The 16,326-nt window shown below is 64.7% G+C and carries 15 protein-coding genes; 6 read left to right on the forward strand and 9 right to left on the reverse strand.

The genetic code is table 11. The features are described 5' to 3' along the window. Nucleotides 1-118 precede the first annotated feature (118 nt). Genes gcvPA through BMY84_RS04055 form a run of 4 tightly spaced genes read left to right on the forward strand, consistent with a single transcriptional unit; the run spans nt 119 to nt 4,618 of the window. Nucleotides 119-1,477: an aminomethyl-transferring glycine dehydrogenase subunit GcvPA gene (gcvPA, locus tag BMY84_RS04040; protein ID WP_093080820.1), complete on the forward strand. Its 1,359-nt coding sequence runs from the start codon at nt 119-121 to the stop codon at nt 1,475-1,477. Beyond that, nucleotides 1,474-3,045, forward strand: coding sequence for an aminomethyl-transferring glycine dehydrogenase subunit GcvPB (gene gcvPB, locus BMY84_RS04045; protein ID WP_093080822.1), 1,572 nt, complete (start codon nt 1,474-1,476; stop codon nt 3,043-3,045). The genes gcvPA and gcvPB overlap by 4 nt, the downstream gene beginning before the upstream one ends. Continuing rightward, nucleotides 3,042-3,686 carry a DUF938 domain-containing protein gene (locus tag BMY84_RS04050; RefSeq protein WP_093080825.1) on the forward strand — a complete coding sequence of 215 codons (645 nt, stop codon included), beginning with the start codon at nt 3,042-3,044 and terminating at the stop codon, nt 3,684-3,686. The genes gcvPB and BMY84_RS04050 overlap by 4 nt, the downstream gene beginning before the upstream one ends. A gap of 53 nt (nt 3,687-3,739) precedes the next feature. After that, a complete protein-coding gene (locus tag BMY84_RS04055; RefSeq protein WP_093080827.1) occupies nt 3,740-4,618 on the forward strand; it encodes a hypothetical protein in 879 nt (292 codons plus the stop codon). Here the strand turns inward: BMY84_RS04055 and BMY84_RS04060 are convergent. From BMY84_RS04060 to BMY84_RS04095, 8 genes are all read right to left on the reverse strand, one after another. After that, complete coding sequence (locus tag BMY84_RS04060; RefSeq protein ID WP_093080830.1) at nt 4,575-6,566, reverse strand: ATP-binding protein; 1,992 nt, start codon at nt 6,564-6,566, stop codon at nt 4,575-4,577. The genes BMY84_RS04055 and BMY84_RS04060 overlap by 44 nt on opposite strands. A gap of 120 nt (nt 6,567-6,686) precedes the next feature. Next, nucleotides 6,687-7,916 carry a serine palmitoyltransferase gene (locus BMY84_RS04065; protein WP_093080832.1) on the reverse strand — a complete coding sequence of 410 codons (1,230 nt, stop codon included), beginning with the start codon at nt 7,914-7,916 and terminating at the stop codon, nt 6,687-6,689. A 146-nt stretch (nt 7,917-8,062) separates the two neighbouring features. Then, a complete protein-coding gene (locus BMY84_RS04070) occupies nt 8,063-8,308 on the reverse strand; it encodes an acyl carrier protein (protein WP_093011238.1) in 246 nt (81 codons plus the stop codon). A gap of 120 nt (nt 8,309-8,428) precedes the next feature. Continuing rightward, complete coding sequence (locus BMY84_RS04075; RefSeq protein WP_093081711.1) at nt 8,429-8,707, reverse strand: ETC complex I subunit; 279 nt, start codon at nt 8,705-8,707, stop codon at nt 8,429-8,431. A gap of 55 nt (nt 8,708-8,762) precedes the next feature. Next, on the reverse strand, nt 8,763-11,291 hold the full coding sequence (gene hrpB, locus BMY84_RS04080; protein WP_093080835.1) for an ATP-dependent helicase HrpB: 2,529 nt from the start codon (nt 11,289-11,291) through the stop codon (nt 8,763-8,765). 115 nt (nt 11,292-11,406) lie between these two features. Further along, on the reverse strand, nt 11,407-11,628 hold the full coding sequence (locus tag BMY84_RS04085; protein ID WP_093080837.1) for a hypothetical protein: 222 nt from the start codon (nt 11,626-11,628) through the stop codon (nt 11,407-11,409). 392 nt (nt 11,629-12,020) lie between these two features. Continuing rightward, nucleotides 12,021-12,800 carry a TSUP family transporter gene (locus BMY84_RS04090; RefSeq protein WP_093081713.1) on the reverse strand — a complete coding sequence of 260 codons (780 nt, stop codon included), beginning with the start codon at nt 12,798-12,800 and terminating at the stop codon, nt 12,021-12,023. A 208-nt stretch (nt 12,801-13,008) separates the two neighbouring features. Further along, on the reverse strand, nt 13,009-14,037 hold the full coding sequence (locus tag BMY84_RS04095) for a polyprenyl synthetase family protein (RefSeq protein ID WP_093080840.1): 1,029 nt from the start codon (nt 14,035-14,037) through the stop codon (nt 13,009-13,011). Between the two features lie 105 nt (nt 14,038-14,142). Here BMY84_RS04095 and BMY84_RS04100 point away from each other — a divergent pair, with 105 nt between their 5' ends. Beyond that, nucleotides 14,143-14,421 carry a chorismate mutase gene (locus BMY84_RS04100; RefSeq protein ID WP_093081716.1) on the forward strand — a complete coding sequence of 93 codons (279 nt, stop codon included), beginning with the start codon at nt 14,143-14,145 and terminating at the stop codon, nt 14,419-14,421. An 84-nt stretch (nt 14,422-14,505) separates the two neighbouring features. Here BMY84_RS04100 and BMY84_RS04105 read toward each other — a convergent pair whose 3' ends face one another. Next, the gene (locus BMY84_RS04105) at nt 14,506-15,450 is read right to left on the reverse strand and encodes a cupin-like domain-containing protein (RefSeq protein ID WP_093080842.1); all 945 of its coding nucleotides are present in this window, start codon (nt 15,448-15,450) and stop codon (nt 14,506-14,508) included. Between the two features lie 248 nt (nt 15,451-15,698). Between BMY84_RS04105 and BMY84_RS04110 the strand changes: the two genes are divergently transcribed. After that, nucleotides 15,699-16,235 (forward strand): hypothetical protein, encoded by a 537-nt coding sequence (locus BMY84_RS04110; RefSeq protein ID WP_143074975.1) that lies wholly within the window; start codon nt 15,699-15,701, stop codon nt 16,233-16,235. Nucleotides 16,236-16,326 lie beyond the last annotated feature (91 nt).

Consider the following 16,326-nt stretch of genomic DNA (forward strand, 5'->3'; position numbering starts at 1 on the left):
AGGGGTTGGGGTGGGGGATCGCCCCACACGCCGCGCCGAGCGGATAGCCCCCACCCTTGATCGGAGGCACGTGACTCCGATCAACCCTCCCCTGAAGGGGAGGGGAGAAGGAGTCATAATGCGCTACCTACCCCTTACTGACACCGACCGGCAGGACATGCTGTCCGTCATCGGCGCGTCGAGCATCGATGACCTGTTCATCGACGTGCCTGCCGAAGCCCGCCTGAGCGGCACCATCGCTGGCTTGCCCGATCATGCCAGCGAACTGGCGGTCGAGCGCCACATGGGCGCGCTCGCGCGCAAGAATCTGTCGGCAGGGGAGGCGCCCTTCTTCCTGGGCGCCGGCGCCTACAAGCATCATGTCCCCGCCAGCGTCGATCATCTGATCCAGCGCGGCGAGTTCCTGACCGCCTACACGCCCTATCAGCCGGAAATCGCGCAGGGCACGTTGCAGGTGCTGTTCGAATTCCAGACGCAGGTCGCCCGCCTGCTGGGCGTCGATGTCGCCAACGCCTCCATGTATGACGGCTCGACCGCCTGCTGGGAAGCGATCGGCATGGCCCGCCGCATCACCAAGCGCGGCAAGGCTTTGCTCTCGTCCGGCCTGCACCCCCATTATGTCTCGGTCGCCAACACCATGGCGAAATTCACCGGCGACGCGCTGGTGCATGAAGCCCCGACGCTCGACGCCGCGACCGATATCGACGCGCTGATAGCCTCCATCGACAAGGATACGTCCTGCGTCGTTGTTCAGTACCCGGACATTCTCGGCCGCATCGCCGACCTGACCCCGCTGGCCGACGCCGCGCACGCCGCCGGCGCGCTGCTGGTGGCGGTGGTGACGGAACCCGTCGCTCTCGGCGCGATCAAGGCGCCGGGCCACATGGGCGCGGACATCGTCGTGGGTGAAGGCCAGTCGATCGGTGTCGGCCTGCAATTCGGCGGCCCCTATCTCGGCCTGTTCGCCTGCAAGCAGAAATATGTCCGCCAGATGCCGGGCCGCCTGTGCGGTGAAACCGTCGATGCGGCCGGCAAGCGCGGCTTCGTGCTGACGCTCTCCACCCGCGAGCAGCATATCCGCCGCGAAAAGGCCACGTCGAACATCTGCACCAACTCGGGTCTGTGTGCGCTGGCCTTCAGCATCCACATGACCCTGCTGGGCGAACGGGGCCTGCGCGAACTCGCGACCCTGAATCATGGCCTCGCCGTGCAGGCCGCCGATCGCCTCGCCAAGGTGCCGGGCGTCACGCTGCTCAACGACAGCTTCTTCAACGAATTCACGCTGGTCCTGACCAAGGATGCGCGCGAAGTCGTCCGCACCCTCGCCGACAAGAACATTCTCGCCGGCGTCTCGCTCGGCCGCCTCTTCCCGGACGCGCCGCAGATCGGCAACGGCCTCGTCGTCGCCGTGACCGAAACCGTCACGCCGGAGGATATCGAAATCCTTGCCGCCGCGCTTGAGGAGGAACTGGCATGAGCATGCTCAAGGAAGGTCGCCCGACCACCCCGCAAGCCGTCGAGGACGCGCATATGGCCCCCGTAACCGCCACAGGCAATCGCGCGCTGATGCTGGAAGAAAAGCTGATCTTCGAGATCGGCTCGACCGACACCACCGGCGTCGATTTCGCCGACGCGCCCAAGGTGGCCAGCCGTCTGGGTTCGCTCGCCCGCACCGACAGCATCGGCCTGCCCGGCCTGTCGGAACAGGAAACGGTGCGTCACTATACCCGCCTGTCGCGCCAGAACTACGCCATCGATCTTGGCCTGTTCCCGCTCGGCTCCTGCACCATGAAGCATAATCCGCGCCTCAACGAAAAGGTCGCGCGGATGCCCGGTTTCGCCGACATCCACCCGCTTCAGCCGCAATCGACGGTGCAGGGCGCGCTGGCGGTCATCCATGAACTGGCCGCCTGGCTGGTGACGCTGACCGGCATGCACTCGGTCGCCATGTCGCCCAAGGCGGGCGCCCATGGCGAGCTATGCGGGCTGCTCGCGATCCGCGCCGCGCTCGAAGCGCGTGGCGACGCGCGCAGCGTCATCCTCGTCCCCGAAAGCGCCCATGGCACCAACCCGGCAACGGCCGCCTTCTGCGGTTACAAGGTCGAGGATATCCCAGCGACCCCGGACGGTCGCGTCGATCTGGCAGCGCTGAAGGCCCGTCTCGGCCCCGATGTTGCGGCGGTGATGATCACCAATCCCAACACCTGCGGCCTGTTCGAGCGCGACATGAAGACGATCTCCGACGCGGTCCATGCCGCCGGAGCCTTCGTCTATTGCGACGGCGCGAACTTCAACGCCATCGTCGGCCGGGTCCGCCCCGGCGACCTGGGCGTCGACGCCATGCACATCAACCTGCACAAGACCTTTTCCACCCCCCATGGCGGCGGTGGTCCGGGTTCGGGTCCAGTCGTGCTCTCCGAAGCGCTCACGCCGTTTGCGCCTTTGCCCTTCGTGGAAAAGCAGGGCGACAAGTTCGTGCTGGTGGAAGAGGAAACGGCGGAGGATCACCACGCCCAGACCTTCGGCCGCATGGTCGCCTTCCATGGCCAGATGGGCATGTTCACCCGCGCGCTGACCTATATCCTCAGCCATGGTGCGGATGGCCTGCGTCAGGTCGCGAGCGACGCGGTGCTGAACGCCAATTACATCCTGCGCAGTCTGGATGATGTGCTCGACGCGCCCTTCGGCCCCAGCGGCCCGTGCATGCATGAGGCGCTGTTCAGCGACAAGGGGCTGGCCGAAGGCTTCACCACGCTCGACATCGCCAAGGGGCTGATCGACGAAGGCTTCCACCCGATGACCATGTATTTCCCGCTGGTCGTCCATGGCGCGATGCTGGTCGAACCGACCGAAACCGAAAGCAAGGCCGCGCTCGACCAGTTCATCATGGCGCTGCGCAGTCTCGCCGAACGGGCCAAGGCGGGCGACGAGCTACTCAAGGGCGCGCCGTACCACGCCCCGCGCCGTCGCCTCGATGAGACGCTGGCCGCACGCAAGCCGGTCCTCACCTGGACCGACCCCGCGCTGGCGGTCGCCGCCGAATGACTGACAGGCCGGAACCCTGGCAACCGGGTTCCGGCCCATCCGTCGCGGACAAGCGATACGCCCCCGCGACGGAGCGCAACCGTGACGCCATCGCGGATGTCCTGCGCGAAGTCCTGCCGTCCTCCGGCCTCATATTAGAGGTGGCGAGTGGCAGCGGTGAACATGCCGTCCATTTCGCCGCCGCTTTCCCTGCGCTAGACTGGCAACAGAGCGATCCCGATCCGGCCGCCCTGGCCTCGATCGCCGCATGGCGCGCGGAAGCGAATCTCCCCAATCTCCGCCCGCCGATCCAACTGGACGCCAGCGCCAACTGGCCGATTGCGCAAGCCGATGCGATCCTCTGCATCAACATGATCCATATAAGCCCGTGGGAAGCCACATTGGGGCTGCTCAAGGGGGCTGGGGCCACGCTGCCAACCGGCGGCCTGCTCTATCTCTACGGCCCCTATATGCGCGACGACGTGGAAACTGCGCCCAGCAACCTCGCCTTCGACGCCTCGCTCAAATCCCGCGACCCGCGCTGGGGGCTGCGCGCCTTGGAGGATGTGGTTGCGGCGGCAAAGGCAGAGGGGCTGGCGTTCGAAAAACGGATCGAAATGCCCGCTAACAACCTCTCGCTCCTGTTCCGGCGGCGCACTTGAAAGAGCAACGTGCTCCTGCTTTCGCAGGAGCACTTCTAATATATAGCAGCCCCATGCCCAACCAACTCCTCCCCCTCGTCACTGCCGAACTCGGCGCCCCGGCCGATCCGCGCGCGGCCGCCATGGCGGGTGCGCTCGTGGCGAAATATCCCGATGCCGCCCGCGCTGTCCTGTTCTACGGCTCCTGCCTGCGGGAGGCCAATCTCGACGGGCTGATGCTCGATTTCTACCTGATCGTGTCGGACTATCCGGCCGCCTATGGTAAAAGCTGGCTGGCCCGCGCCAACCGGCTGATCCCGCCCAATGTCTTCCCGTTCGAACATAATGGCCTGATCGCCAAATATGCCGTCCTGTCCGAAGCCGATTTTGCGCGGCTCAACAGCGTGGAGGCAGACAATGTCTCGGTCTGGGCGCGCTTCGCCCAGCCATCGCGGCTGCTCTGGGCGTCGGACGATCTCGCCCGCCAGCGCACCGTCGCCGCCGTGGCGCAGGCCGCGCCGACCCTGCTGTCGCTCGCCCGCCCCATGGCGGAGGGAGAGGCGGATGCGCTGGCGCTGTGGAAGGCCGGCTTCACCCTGACCTATAATGCCGAATTGCGCGCCGAGAAGAAAGGTCGCTCGCTCTCCATCGTGGATGCCGATCCCGACCGCTATCGCCGCATCGGCGAGGCCGCGCTGGCTGACGGTCTGCCTTCATCGCCCGCCGATGCGCCCGCGCTCTGGCGACGCCTGCAATCGCGCGGCAAGCGCCTGTCGGTGATCCGCCTTGCCAAGGCCAGCTTCACTTATGCGGGCGGCATCGATTATCTGGCGTGGAAGATCAACCGCCATGCCGGGACGCAGATCGTCATCAAGCCCTGGCAGCGGCGCTGGCCGCTGCTGGGCGCGGTCACTCTGCTGCCGCGGCTGTTCCGGGGTGGCGCGATTCGCTGAGCGTAACCGCCAACGCCTGCCCCAAAGCCGCCAGCGTATAGGGTTTGCGCAGCACCGCATGCCCTTCGAAATCGGCGCTGTCATTGGTGTCGCCAGCATAGCCGGTGACGAACAGCACCGGCAGATGGCGGAACCGCGCGGGCAGGGCCTTCACCATTTCCGGCCCGGTCATTTCGGGCATCAGCACGTCGCTGATGATCAGGCCGATGTCGCCATTATGCGCCAGCAGCTTTTCGGCCTTGGCTGGATGGTCGCAGGCGATCGGCAAATGGCCCAGTTCGCTCAATGCCGCCATCGTCTGGTTCAGCACGCGCGGATCATCCTCCACCACCAAAATGCGGGTCGGCGGCTGTTCCACCGGCGCGCGGGCAAAGGCGATCGCCTCGGCCGCGTCGCCCGCCACCGCCTCGATGGAGCGCGGCAGGTAGATATGCACGCTGCTGCCCTTGCCCGGTTCGGACTCGATGCGGATTTCGCCTTCGCTCTGGCGCACGAAGCCGAATATCTGGCTGAGGCCCAGCCCCGTACCCTTGCCCACCGGCTTGGTGGTGAAGAAAGGCTCGAACACCCGCGCCAGCACTTCGGGCGTCATGCCGCAGCCATCGTCGGTGACGCTCAGCGCAATATAGTCGCCCGCCGCGCATTCGCCGATCTCGCCCACCTTCAGCCGGACCTGCCCGGTCGCCAGCATCAGCCGTCCGCGGCCCTCCATCGCATCGCGCGCATTGACGCACAGGTTCAGGATCGCATTTTCCATCTGATGCTGGTCGACGAAGATGCGCCAACCCTGCGCCTCCTGCGCGAAGCCGACGGTGATCTGGTCGCCAATGGTGCGGTCGATCAGGTCGGCCATGCCCGATAATAGCGTGTCGGGGTCGACCGCGCTGGGCAACAGCGGTTCGGACCGGGCAAAGGCCAGCAGCCGGCGGGTCAGCGCCGACGCGCGATTGGCCCCGTCCATCGCATTGTCCAGATGGCGCACCGCCTCCTCGGGCTTCAGGTGCAGCTTGCGCTTCGCCAGTTCCAGCCCGCCGACGACCACGGCCAGCATATTGTTGAAATCATGCGCGATGCCGCCGGTCAACTGGCCGACTGCGTCCATTTTCTGCATCTGGCGCAGATTATCCTCCGCCGCCAGCCGCTCGGTCGATTCCCGCTTCACCTGTTCATAGGCTTCGGACAGTTCGGCCGTTCGCGCGCGCACCGCGTCCTCCAGCCGGTCCGCGCGCTCGCCCTCAAATTCCGCCTGTCGCCGCGCATGGCGGCGCTCACGATAGGCCATATTGGCGAACCAGGCGGCAAACAAAATGCACACCAGCAGCGCCAGCCCCACCAGTTGCGATGTCTTGCCGAACGATGCGTTGCGATCGCCCGCCAGCGTCACCGCCAGGCTGCGTTCGCGCAGCCGCGCATTTTCGGCCGTGATTACCAGATCGAGCAAGGCGGTGATGCGCCGCAGATCCTGCGACTTGCCGGCCTGATGGAAACGCGCCAGCGCCGCCATCTTCTGGTCATAAGTGGTACGCAGGCCGATCTCGCTCAGTGTCTTGCCGCGCTCGGTAAAGGCATATTGCAGCGCCGCCACATTGCCGCGCTGCCACCCCGATCCGCGCGTGGCATAGGCCAGCGTCTTTAACTGGCTGGCCGCGCCGCGCCACTGGTCCTGAAACAGGCGGCCGGTGTCCGGGTCCAGACTGATCACATAGCGGGCCAGCGTCACTTCCGCCCGCGCCGTCCGCGCCTCGAACCCGCGCGCCAGTGCGATCACCTCGAAACTGCTTTGCTGTTCCGCCAGGGCGCGCTGATGATCGTCGGACGCATTGCTGGCGGTATAGACCAGCGCGCCCAGCGCTCCGATCAGCAGCGCGGCAAGCAACAGGGGCAGGGCGCGTCGCATCACGACACGCCCTGTCTTGTCCCGTTCATCCTGATAGTCGCTATCGGCCATTGACCGTTACACTAGCCGAACAAGATTAAGGGCGGAACATCCATGGTGAAAAGTTCCGCCATAATCCGGCATCCCGTCGCGCCACAGGCTCGATCGGGCGTGGTTGCACGTGGCCGGGGTTCAGCCGATCGCGCCGGTGGCCTTGCCAGCAGCCTCGAACATGCCGATGATCTGCGTCACCTGATCGTCGCTATGCTCGGCGCACAGCGAGCAGCGCAGCAGGAAGGTGCCGGCCGGGGTCGCCGGCGGACGCGCCATGTTGACGTACAGGCCCAGTTCCAGCAGCGTCTGCCACATGGCAACGGCCTGCATCTGGTCGCTCAGGATCACCGCGATGATCGCGGACTGCGGCGTCTCGCTGCCCAGCTTGAAGCCGAGGTCAGAGAGGCCCTTGTGCAGTCGCTGGCTGTTCTTCCACAGATGCGCGCGCTTTTCGCCCGCATGCATCAGCTTGCGGATGCTGGTCGCGGCGGTTGCGACGACGCTGGGCGGCAGCGACGCGGTGAAGACATAGGGACGGCAGACGAGGCGCAATATTTCGAACTTGGGATGGTTCGAGACACAGAAGCCGCCGACCGTGCCGACCGACTTGGAGAAGGTGCCGACCACGAAGTCGATCTCACCCTCGACGCCCTGTTCTTCATAGGCGCCCCGGCCATTGGGGCCGAAGAAGCCCATGCCATGGGCTTCGTCGCACAGGATCATGCAATTGGGATGCTTGCGGATGGCGGCGACCATGTCGGGCAGGGGGGCGACGTCGCCCAGCATCGAATAGACGCCTTCCAGCACCACCAGTTTCAGCGCGTCGGCGGGCAGGCGCCCCAGGCGCTTGTCCAGATCCTCGACGCTGTTGTGGCGGAAACGGACGATCTCCGCATTGCCCAGGCCACAGCCGTCATAGATGGACGCATGGCTGTCCGCGTCCAGCACGACATAGTCGCCCTTGCCCGCCAGCGTGGAAATGATGCCCAGATTGGCCTGATATCCGGTCGAAAAGACCATGGCGCCGCTGGTGCCGTAAAATTCCTTGAGCGCGTCCTCGACTTCCTTATGGCCCTGATAGGTGCCGTTCAGGACGCGGCTGCCGGTCGTGCCCGCGCCGAATTCGTCCAGCGCCTTCTTGCCCGCCGCGACCACATCTGGGTCGAACGTCATGCCCATATAATTATAGGTGCCGAGCAGGATGGTTTCCTTGCCCTTGATGATCGCGCGCGTGGGCGAGAGCACCTGATCCATCACGATCGCATAAGGATCGCGTACGCCGGTCGCCAGCAGCGCCTCACGCTCATTGATCAGCGGATCGAATTTGGAAAACAGGTCGCGCGTTTCAGTCGCGGTGGCGTCGGTCATGATCTTGTTCCTCAACCCGTTCGTGCTGAGTAGGGACTGAGCGAAGTCGAAGGCCCATATCGAAGCACCTCGCGCTGGTCCCCGATCCTTCGATACCCTGCTTCGACTTCGCTCAGCAGCTACTCAGGACGAACGGCGTAAAATGCTCAGGCGGTCTTCAGCTTGGCGACCGCGTCGACCAGTTGGCCCACGGTTTCGATTTCGGCCTGCATGTTCATGGTGATGATGATGTCGAACTCATCCTCGATCGCCGCGACGAAATCCATCACCGTCAGGCTGTCCCACTCCAGGTCGCCGGCAAAGCTGGTGGTTTCGCTCAGCGCGACGCCCTTCTTGTTGAAGGGTTCGATCTGCGCCGCAACGCTGTCGAAAATCTCGGTGCGATCGGTCATTATCGTGAAAATCTTTCCGTCAAAGCGCGGCATTTGCCGCTCACCTCCGCTCTTTGGCAAGCGAATAAGGCGTCAATCGGGCAGCATCGCGCCCGAATATGAAATGGCTTTTGCTTCCGCTTACCGGAAATTGTCGGCGTAGGCCTGCAATTTCAGCGTCTTGGGCGGGGTCGCGATGACGGTGTAGGCAACACCCTTCTTCTCCGCATAGGCAACAGCAGCCTCCTGCGACGGGAAGCTCAGCTTCAACTGCTGCTGCGTGTCGCCCGAACCGGCCCAGCCGGTCAGCGGATCGGCCTGCTTCGCTTCGGCGGGCGCATATTCCAGCACCCATTTGTGGGTCAGCGCCTTGCCGGACTGGAGGGCGTTCTTCTGGATCTGGTAAATGCGCGCGTTCATCGCGAAAGACTCCGTAAATTCGTCATTTTGCGTTGCACCAATGGCCGCCGCCAAGTCAAGAGTTCCGCCGAGCATCCGCATTTTTGGTGCGCAATGTGGCGCTGGCGCTGGCCGGATCGTCGGGCCAGGGATGGCGCGGATAGCGGCCCCGCATTTCCTTCGCCACATCGCGCCAGTTGCCCGCCCAGAAGCCCGGCAGATCGCGGGTCGTCTGGATCGGCCGCCCGGCCGGGGAGGTGAGCGACAGGACCAGCGGAATGCGCTGATTGCCGACTGTGGGATGCTGCGACAGGCCGAACAGCGCCTGCACCCGCAATTCCACGCGCGGCCCGCCTTCGGCGGCATAGTCGATCGCATGATGGCTCCCGGCGGGCGACCGGAAATCGGGCGGAGCCAGCCGGTCAAGCTGGCTCTTGCCATCCCATCCGATGATCCCCTCCAGCACGCCCGACAGTTGCGACCGGTCGATATCGGACAGCCTGCGCTTGCCCGTCAGCAGCGAGGGCAGCCATTCGTCCAGCGTCTCGATCAAAGCCGCGTCGGACAGCGCCTCCAGCCCCGCAAATTCCCCCCGCATCCGCAGCGATTGCGCCGCTTCCGACCATGGCAGCAGCGACAGCCCGCCCTGCCGCACGCCCTCCACCAAGGCAGCGACCACGGCATCCGGATCAGGCCTGTCGTCCGACCCGGAGGACAGCCGCACCGCGCCCAGCCGCCGCTCGCGCAACGCCTCGATCCCGCCATTGCCTGGCCGGAACTTCACCGTGCGATGCTCCATGATCCGCGCCCCGAACAGCGCGATCACATCGCTCTCCTCGATCGGCGCGGCGGACAGGATGCGCGCGCCTGCCGCGCTACCCTGCACTTCGCCCACCGCCAGCCACGGCTCCCGCGCCAGCGGCGACAACGGATCAAGCCGAAACCCGCGCCCGCCCACACTCGTCCAGTCCGCACCATCGGCGGACCGGCGCTTCGCCACGCGATCGGGGAAGGCAAGGGCGAGGCAGATGCCTTCACCCCTTCCCGCAGGCGGGAGGGGTCGATCAGAGGCACGTGTCTCTGATCGAGGGGGTGGGCTAGTGCCACCGTTGCGCACATGCCCGCCCCCTAGCCCCCTCGCGCTTGCGGGAGGGGGAACAAGTTTCGCCCACCTTTTCGCCAGCCCTCTAGCCGCATCCGCCCGCTTGCCGCTTTCGCGCCGCCAGCGCTGCCGCCGCAGCGTCAGGTCGGTGTCCTGCCCGCCAATCCCGCGCTCGCCCAGCAGCACCGCAACCTCAGCCGCGACTTCCGCCAGCCCGATCTCGCCCGCGCGCACCAGCATATGGGCGATGCGCGGCGACAGCGGCAGCTTCGCCAACAGCTTCCCATGCGCCGTAATCCGCCCGTCCGCGTCCAGCGCCTCCAACACGGTCAGCCGCCCGCGCGCTTCCTCCACCGCAGCGGTCGGCGGCACATCCAGCCAGCGCAACGCGCCCGGATCGCTCACCCCCCACAGGGCGCAATCCAGCAGCAAACTCGACAGGTCGCTTTCCAAAATCTCCGGCGGGTCGAAGGGCGGCATGCCCGCGCTTGCCGCCGCCTCCCACAGCCGATAGGCGACGCCCGGCCGCTGCCGTGCCGCGCGCCCCGCGCGCTGGGTCGCCGACGCCTGACTGGCCCGCTCCGTCACCAGCCGCGTCACCCCCGCCGCCCGGTCATAACGCGGCCGCCGCGCCAGCCCACTGTCCACCACGATCCGCACCCCGTCGATGGTCAGGCTGGTTTCCGCGATCGAGGTGGCGAGAATGACCTTGCGCCGCCCTTCGCGCGACGGCCGGATCGCTGCCCGCTGCGCGCCGGGATCGAGCGACCCGTGCAGCATATGCACCTCGATCGCGCCACCCGCGATGCGCTCTGCCGTCCGCTCGATCTCCCGCACGCCCGGCAGGAAGGCGAGCAGGTCGCCGTCGGCTTCCTCGGCCAGAGCCCGGCGGATCGCCGCCGCCATCTCGTCCTCGATCTTCTTCTCCGACGCACGGCCGATGTGGCGCAATTCCAGCGGCTGGATGCGCCCCTCGCTCTCGATCACCGGCGCGCCATTGAGCAACGATGCAAAGCGCGCCCCATCCAAAGTCGCGGACATCGGCACGATCCGCAGATTCGGCCGCAGCGCTTCCTGCGCATCCAGCGCCAGCGCCAGCCCGAAATCGCTGTCCAGGCTACGCTCATGCACTTCGTCGAACAGCACGGCCGACACGCCCGCCAGTTCCGGATCATCCTGTATCCGCCGCACGAATATGCCTTCGGTCAGCACCAGCAGCCGCGTGCGCGCCGAAACCTTGCTGTCCATGCGCGTCGCATAGCCGACCGTACCGCCCGGCTGCTCGCCCATCATCTCGGCGATCCGCTCCGCCGCCGCCCGCGCCGCCAGCCTGCGCGGCGACAGCAGCAGCACTTGGCCTTGGCACCATGGTTCATTCAGTAGGGCAGGGGCCACCGCCGTCGTCTTCCCCGCGCCCGGCGGCGCGACCAGCACGGCATTGCTCCCCGTTCGCAACGCGGCAAGCAGGTCGGGCAGTACGGCGTGGATCGGCAGGTCGGTCATCGCGCTTCCTGTCGCGCCAATCGAGGCTAAGCGCAAGGCAGAGGCGCGCGCAGAGTGAAGAGGCTGCCGACCTCTACCGTCTTCACGGGTGACGAGGGAAATGCAGGGCGGTTCGCTAAAGCTCGTTTCGCCACGCCGCCCGGGCGATGAAAAATGTCTGGCAGAATGCAAGAAGTCCGAGCACCGCAAATAATGAGAGCGTTAAGCCCTTATATTCGAACAGCGCGCCGGTAAAAATCATCGCTGCGAAACCGAGCCATGCCGGCAATCCGACGAACAGCATCAGTTTTTTCAACCAGAGAGGAAAAATCCGCCAGGATGCGTTGAACGACCACATGCCTAAAATCTATTTCACGATGAAAATATAATGGCAACAGCCGTCTCGGTTCGCTTGCGGGCAATCTAAGTCCCCCGTCACGTGCCATTCCTGACATCTTTCCTATCCACCCGGCCTCTGTTCTACCCTTGGCGATGGTACGCCTTCCCCTCACGCTTCAACCCTCGCTCGGCTGGCGCATACCTGCGGTGCCGCCTTCCCGGACGTGTCGCGTGCCAAGCGCGTTCCACGCGCGTCAGCCTGACCCAGTCTCTCTTGCTCCTGCCGCGTTACAGGCGCGTCGGGGAGGCGTCACAGGCGCGTTACAGGCGCAAAAGCCCGAAAACGCCCTGCGACACTATGAACTTCGTAGGAGATTGGAGCCGTCGCGTCGCGATCAGCGCCCCTTCCGCTTACCCGAACAGATAGATGTGGATCGGGTTCTTCGGGTCCAGCAGCATCTTGGCGGTCAGCGCCAGCGACATGAGGATCAGCAGCGGCTTGATCAGCCGCGATCCGAAACGCATCGCCAGATGCGATCCGATCTGCCCGCCGGTGATGCTGCCCACCGCCATCGCCAGCCCCGCGATCCAGATCACATGCCCGCCTGCGATCATGGTCAGCAGGCCCGCGACATTGCTGGCGAAATTGGCCGCCTTGGTCTGGGCCGTGGCCCGCAGGATGGACAGGCCGCCCAGCGCCAGGAATATGGTGGTATAGAAAGCGCCAGCACCCGGCCCGAAAAAGCCGTCATAAAATCCCACCACGCCGATCAGGCCGGACATGCCTGCCATGCCGACGCGCGCATGGCGATCCGCATCGCTCAGCTTGGGGGAGAAGGTGAAATAGGCCGCCATCGCCACCAGCAAAGCGGGCATCAGCCCCGCCAGGATCGACGGATCGACCCGCTGCAACAGCCATGCGCCGCCGACCGACCCGATGAAGGCGGCGGCGATCGGCGCCTTGAACGCCTTCAGATCCATATGCCCGCGCCGCGCATAGGCGATGCAGGCGCCGAAGGTGCCAAGGCAGCTTTGCAGCTTGTTGGTGGCCACCGCCGGCACCGGCGGCACGCCCGCCGCCAGCAGTGCGGGCAGGGCGATCAGCCCCCCGCCACCCGCCATCGCGTCGACGCACCCGGCCATGAGCGCCGCAGCCATAAGGAAAGCGATGGTTTCGGGGGACAGGATCAACATGACCTCGACAACAGGACTTCAGGCCCCAAAGTCCGTTCGTGCTGAGTAGGGGCTGAGCGAAGCCGAAGCCCCGTATCGAAGCATCCGCGCAAGGCCCAGTCCTTCGATACGCCGCTTCGATTTCGCTCAGCAGCTACTCAGGATGAACGGTTTGTTTTTGGGAAGGCCAAACCGGAAAAGGAAACGAACGATGCCGTCCGTCTCCTCAATAGGCGCGTGCTATAGCGAATTCGACCGCTTCGATAAGGGCCGCTTTGGCCGCGCCGGCATCGAACCGGTCCAGCGCGTCGATCGCTTGTTTTCCATAATGGCGCGCCCGCGCCATCGTGTCGGCGATCGCGCCGGTCTGGCGCAGCAGGCCGGTGGCATGGGCCAGATCATCGTCGCTGATCTTGTGCCCGGCAATCGCGGCCTTCCAGAATGCCTTGTCCGCGTCGGACCCGCGCGCATAGGCCAGGATCACCGGCAACGTCACCTTGCCGTCGCGGAAATCGTCGCCCGCATCCTTGCCCATCGTCGCGCCGTCCGATTCATAATCGATCGCGTCGTCGATCAGCTGGAAGGCGATGCCGAGGTTGCTGCCATAGAGGTCCAGCGCCTGTTCTTCTTCCTCGCTGCGGCCCGCGACCACGGCGGAAATGCGGCAGGCCGCGGCGAACAAAGCAGCCGTCTTGGCGCCGATAATGTCCAGATACTGCTCTTCGCTGGTGTCGATCTTGCGCTGGGCGGTCAACTGGTTGACCTCACCCTCGGCAATCACGGCCGAAGCGTTGGACAGGATATGGAGCACCTTGAGCGACTCCGCCTCGACCATCAGCTCGAAAGAGCGGGAGAAGAGAAAGTCGCCCACCAGCACGCTGGCGCTGTTGCCCCAGATGATATTGGCGGTCTTGCGGCCCCGGCGCAGCCCCGATCCGTCGACCACATCGTCATGCAGCAGGGTGGCAGTGTGGATGAACTCGACCGCAGCGGCCAGCTTGTAATGGCGATCGCCCGTGTATCCGACCAGATCGGCACAGGCCAAGGTCAGCATCGGCCGCAGCCTCTTGCCGCCGCCTGCGATCAGATGGCCGGCCAGTTCGGGGATCAGCGGAATGCGCGACTGCATCCGGTCGATGATGACCGCATTCACCTGCTCCATGCCGCTGGCGACCAGATTCAGGATGGGCGTGAGCGAAGGCTCCGCCTTGGCGCTACCGATGGGATCGACATTATCGGGGGCAACTGCTGTCATGGCGCGTCATGTGGCGCTGCAAAATGTGAAAGGCAAGCGGGAATAGCTTGCGCGAGCGGCCGGATGCGGCAAAAAGCGCGCGATCTGGAACCGGAGACTATCCAAGTGGACGACACATTGAACCGCTATCGCGAAAGCATCGACAATATCGACGCGGCGCTGGTGTTCATGCTGGCCGAACGGTTCAAGATCACGCAGGCCGTGGGCGAGCATAAGGCGACTCACGATCTGCCCCCGGCCGACGCGGGTCGAGAGGAACGCCAGATCGCCCGCCTGCGCCAGCTCGCGCTCGACGCGAAGCTTGATCCCGACTTCACCGAAAAATTCCTGCGCTTCATCATCGACGAAGTGATCCGCCACCACGAACGCCTGCGCGAGGGCTGACAGCGTTTCGTCATTGCGAGCGAAGCGAAGCAATCCACTGGCGCGCCGATGGATTGCTTCGCTTCGCTCGCAATGACGGCGAATTTAACCGGCAGGATACCCCTCATGCCCGGCATTCGCCCAATGAAACCCCGTATAGGTCAACATCGTCGAAAAATTCTCCGACCGCACCTGATGCCACCAGCCGATCGGGATGAACAGCAGGTCGCCCGGCGTCAGCACCACCTCATAACGCAGCACATCGCGCGCCTGTGGAAACAGCGCCAGCCGCGCCTCATCGGTCACGTCGCGCACATCACTGAACACATGGCTCTTATGCGCCAGTCGCTTTGTCTGTGACGGCGGGATCAGGATCACCCGCTTGGTCCCCGTCACCTGCGCCAGCAGATTGTTGGTCAGGTCGAAATGCAGAGGGGTGAAGGCGCCCGCCCCGCCGATCCACAACATCCCCGGCGCGCGCGTCAGATAGGCGTCGATATGCCCTAGATCGGCCTGCAACGGCGCCAGCGCCGGCGCATTGGTCGCGCTGTTCGACGCTGTCAGATAGGCATCATTGCCACCCGCCCGCACAGCCGCGATAAACTGGCGGAAGGGCGCGCGCTTGCGATGCTTCTCCTTCTTCAGCTCATAATCCAGCGCCCCGGCGCGGCCGCCCTGATATTCGATCACCGCGTCGCCGATCGTCTCAGCCAGATAGTCTGGCGTCCAGCGCGTCATCGCCGGCCAGTCCGCCATCATCCCCTTGATCAGCACCGGCCGCCCGGCGGCATAGAAGCTGTGCAGGAAATCCTCGCCCGAAAGCTGCTCCGCCGTCAGCAGGCCCGACGCATAGGGCGACAAGGCCCGCTGCCGCTCCTGCACGTCCAGCAACCAGTCCCGCCGCTTCAGCGCCAGCGCATCTTCCGTATTTTGCGGCTTCGGCACAGGCGCAGCCACGCGCGGCGCAGCGGTAAAGTCGATCTGCCGCAAGGCCATCTGCATCGCCATGTCGGCGGCCTGGGCGGGGAGGGAAGGCGGGCGCTTGCTCATGCCACCCGATAGCGCGCGATCATGACAGCGATGTTGCAGAAGATGACAATGGGATGACGTGAAGGTGCGGATCAATTGTTTCGGGTGAAGTGAGGTGAAGCACTCTTCCGCGTGAATGTTAGATCCGGTTGGCGTCCCTTCGAGACGTTCTGCCCGCCATCTTCCATTCTCAAGAGCCGACACTCTTGCATATGGCTGGCGCATTTCGTTCTGTGCTGCCAACATTGCGCTATCCAATGCGGGGCGACATGATGGTTTTCGGATTCTTCAAGCGAGGCGAGCCGGTCAATTTCGTTCCCACCGTCAAGTTCGACCCCATGCGCGTCACAGAGGCTATCCGTGCTGATCTTTGGGAGCGCATCCAAGAATTCGAAGATTTGCCCCTAGGAGAGGAGCAGAGGATATTTGATGCCGCCGTCGTTATGGCCCAGCGCGGACGCGACCTTCACCATCTGGCAAAGACGCTAGAGGAAATGGGCGTCACCAAGAGCCGAGCTTCCTACATAGCCCATTATCTCGGCAATCGTTCTACCGCGTTGATGGACGTCGCCCGTTCGCGCAGCATCGGGCTTACCGAAGGCAAATGGATGCATTCGGGCGCGGCCTGCTATTGGACGAGTAATCCCAGTCCATCTGAGAAGGCCATGGATGCGGCACATAAAGTCGCCAGCGGCAAGGTATTCAGGCTCGATAAAGGGCTGAAGATCAACGGTGAGTGGACATTTCCCGGCCTAAAACCCGGCTGCAAATGCTGCACCAATGCCATTGTGCCAGGGTTCGACTGATAGCTGATAAGATTGCGGTATGATTTGAGAGCCGTCGCCGCTGGGACGGCAACTATCTGCGTTTGACCGCCCGTAACCGGACATTTCGCTA

Source organism: Sphingobium sp. AP50, assembly GCF_900109095.1.
Taxonomy (GTDB): Bacteria; Pseudomonadota; Alphaproteobacteria; order Sphingomonadales; family Sphingomonadaceae; genus Sphingobium.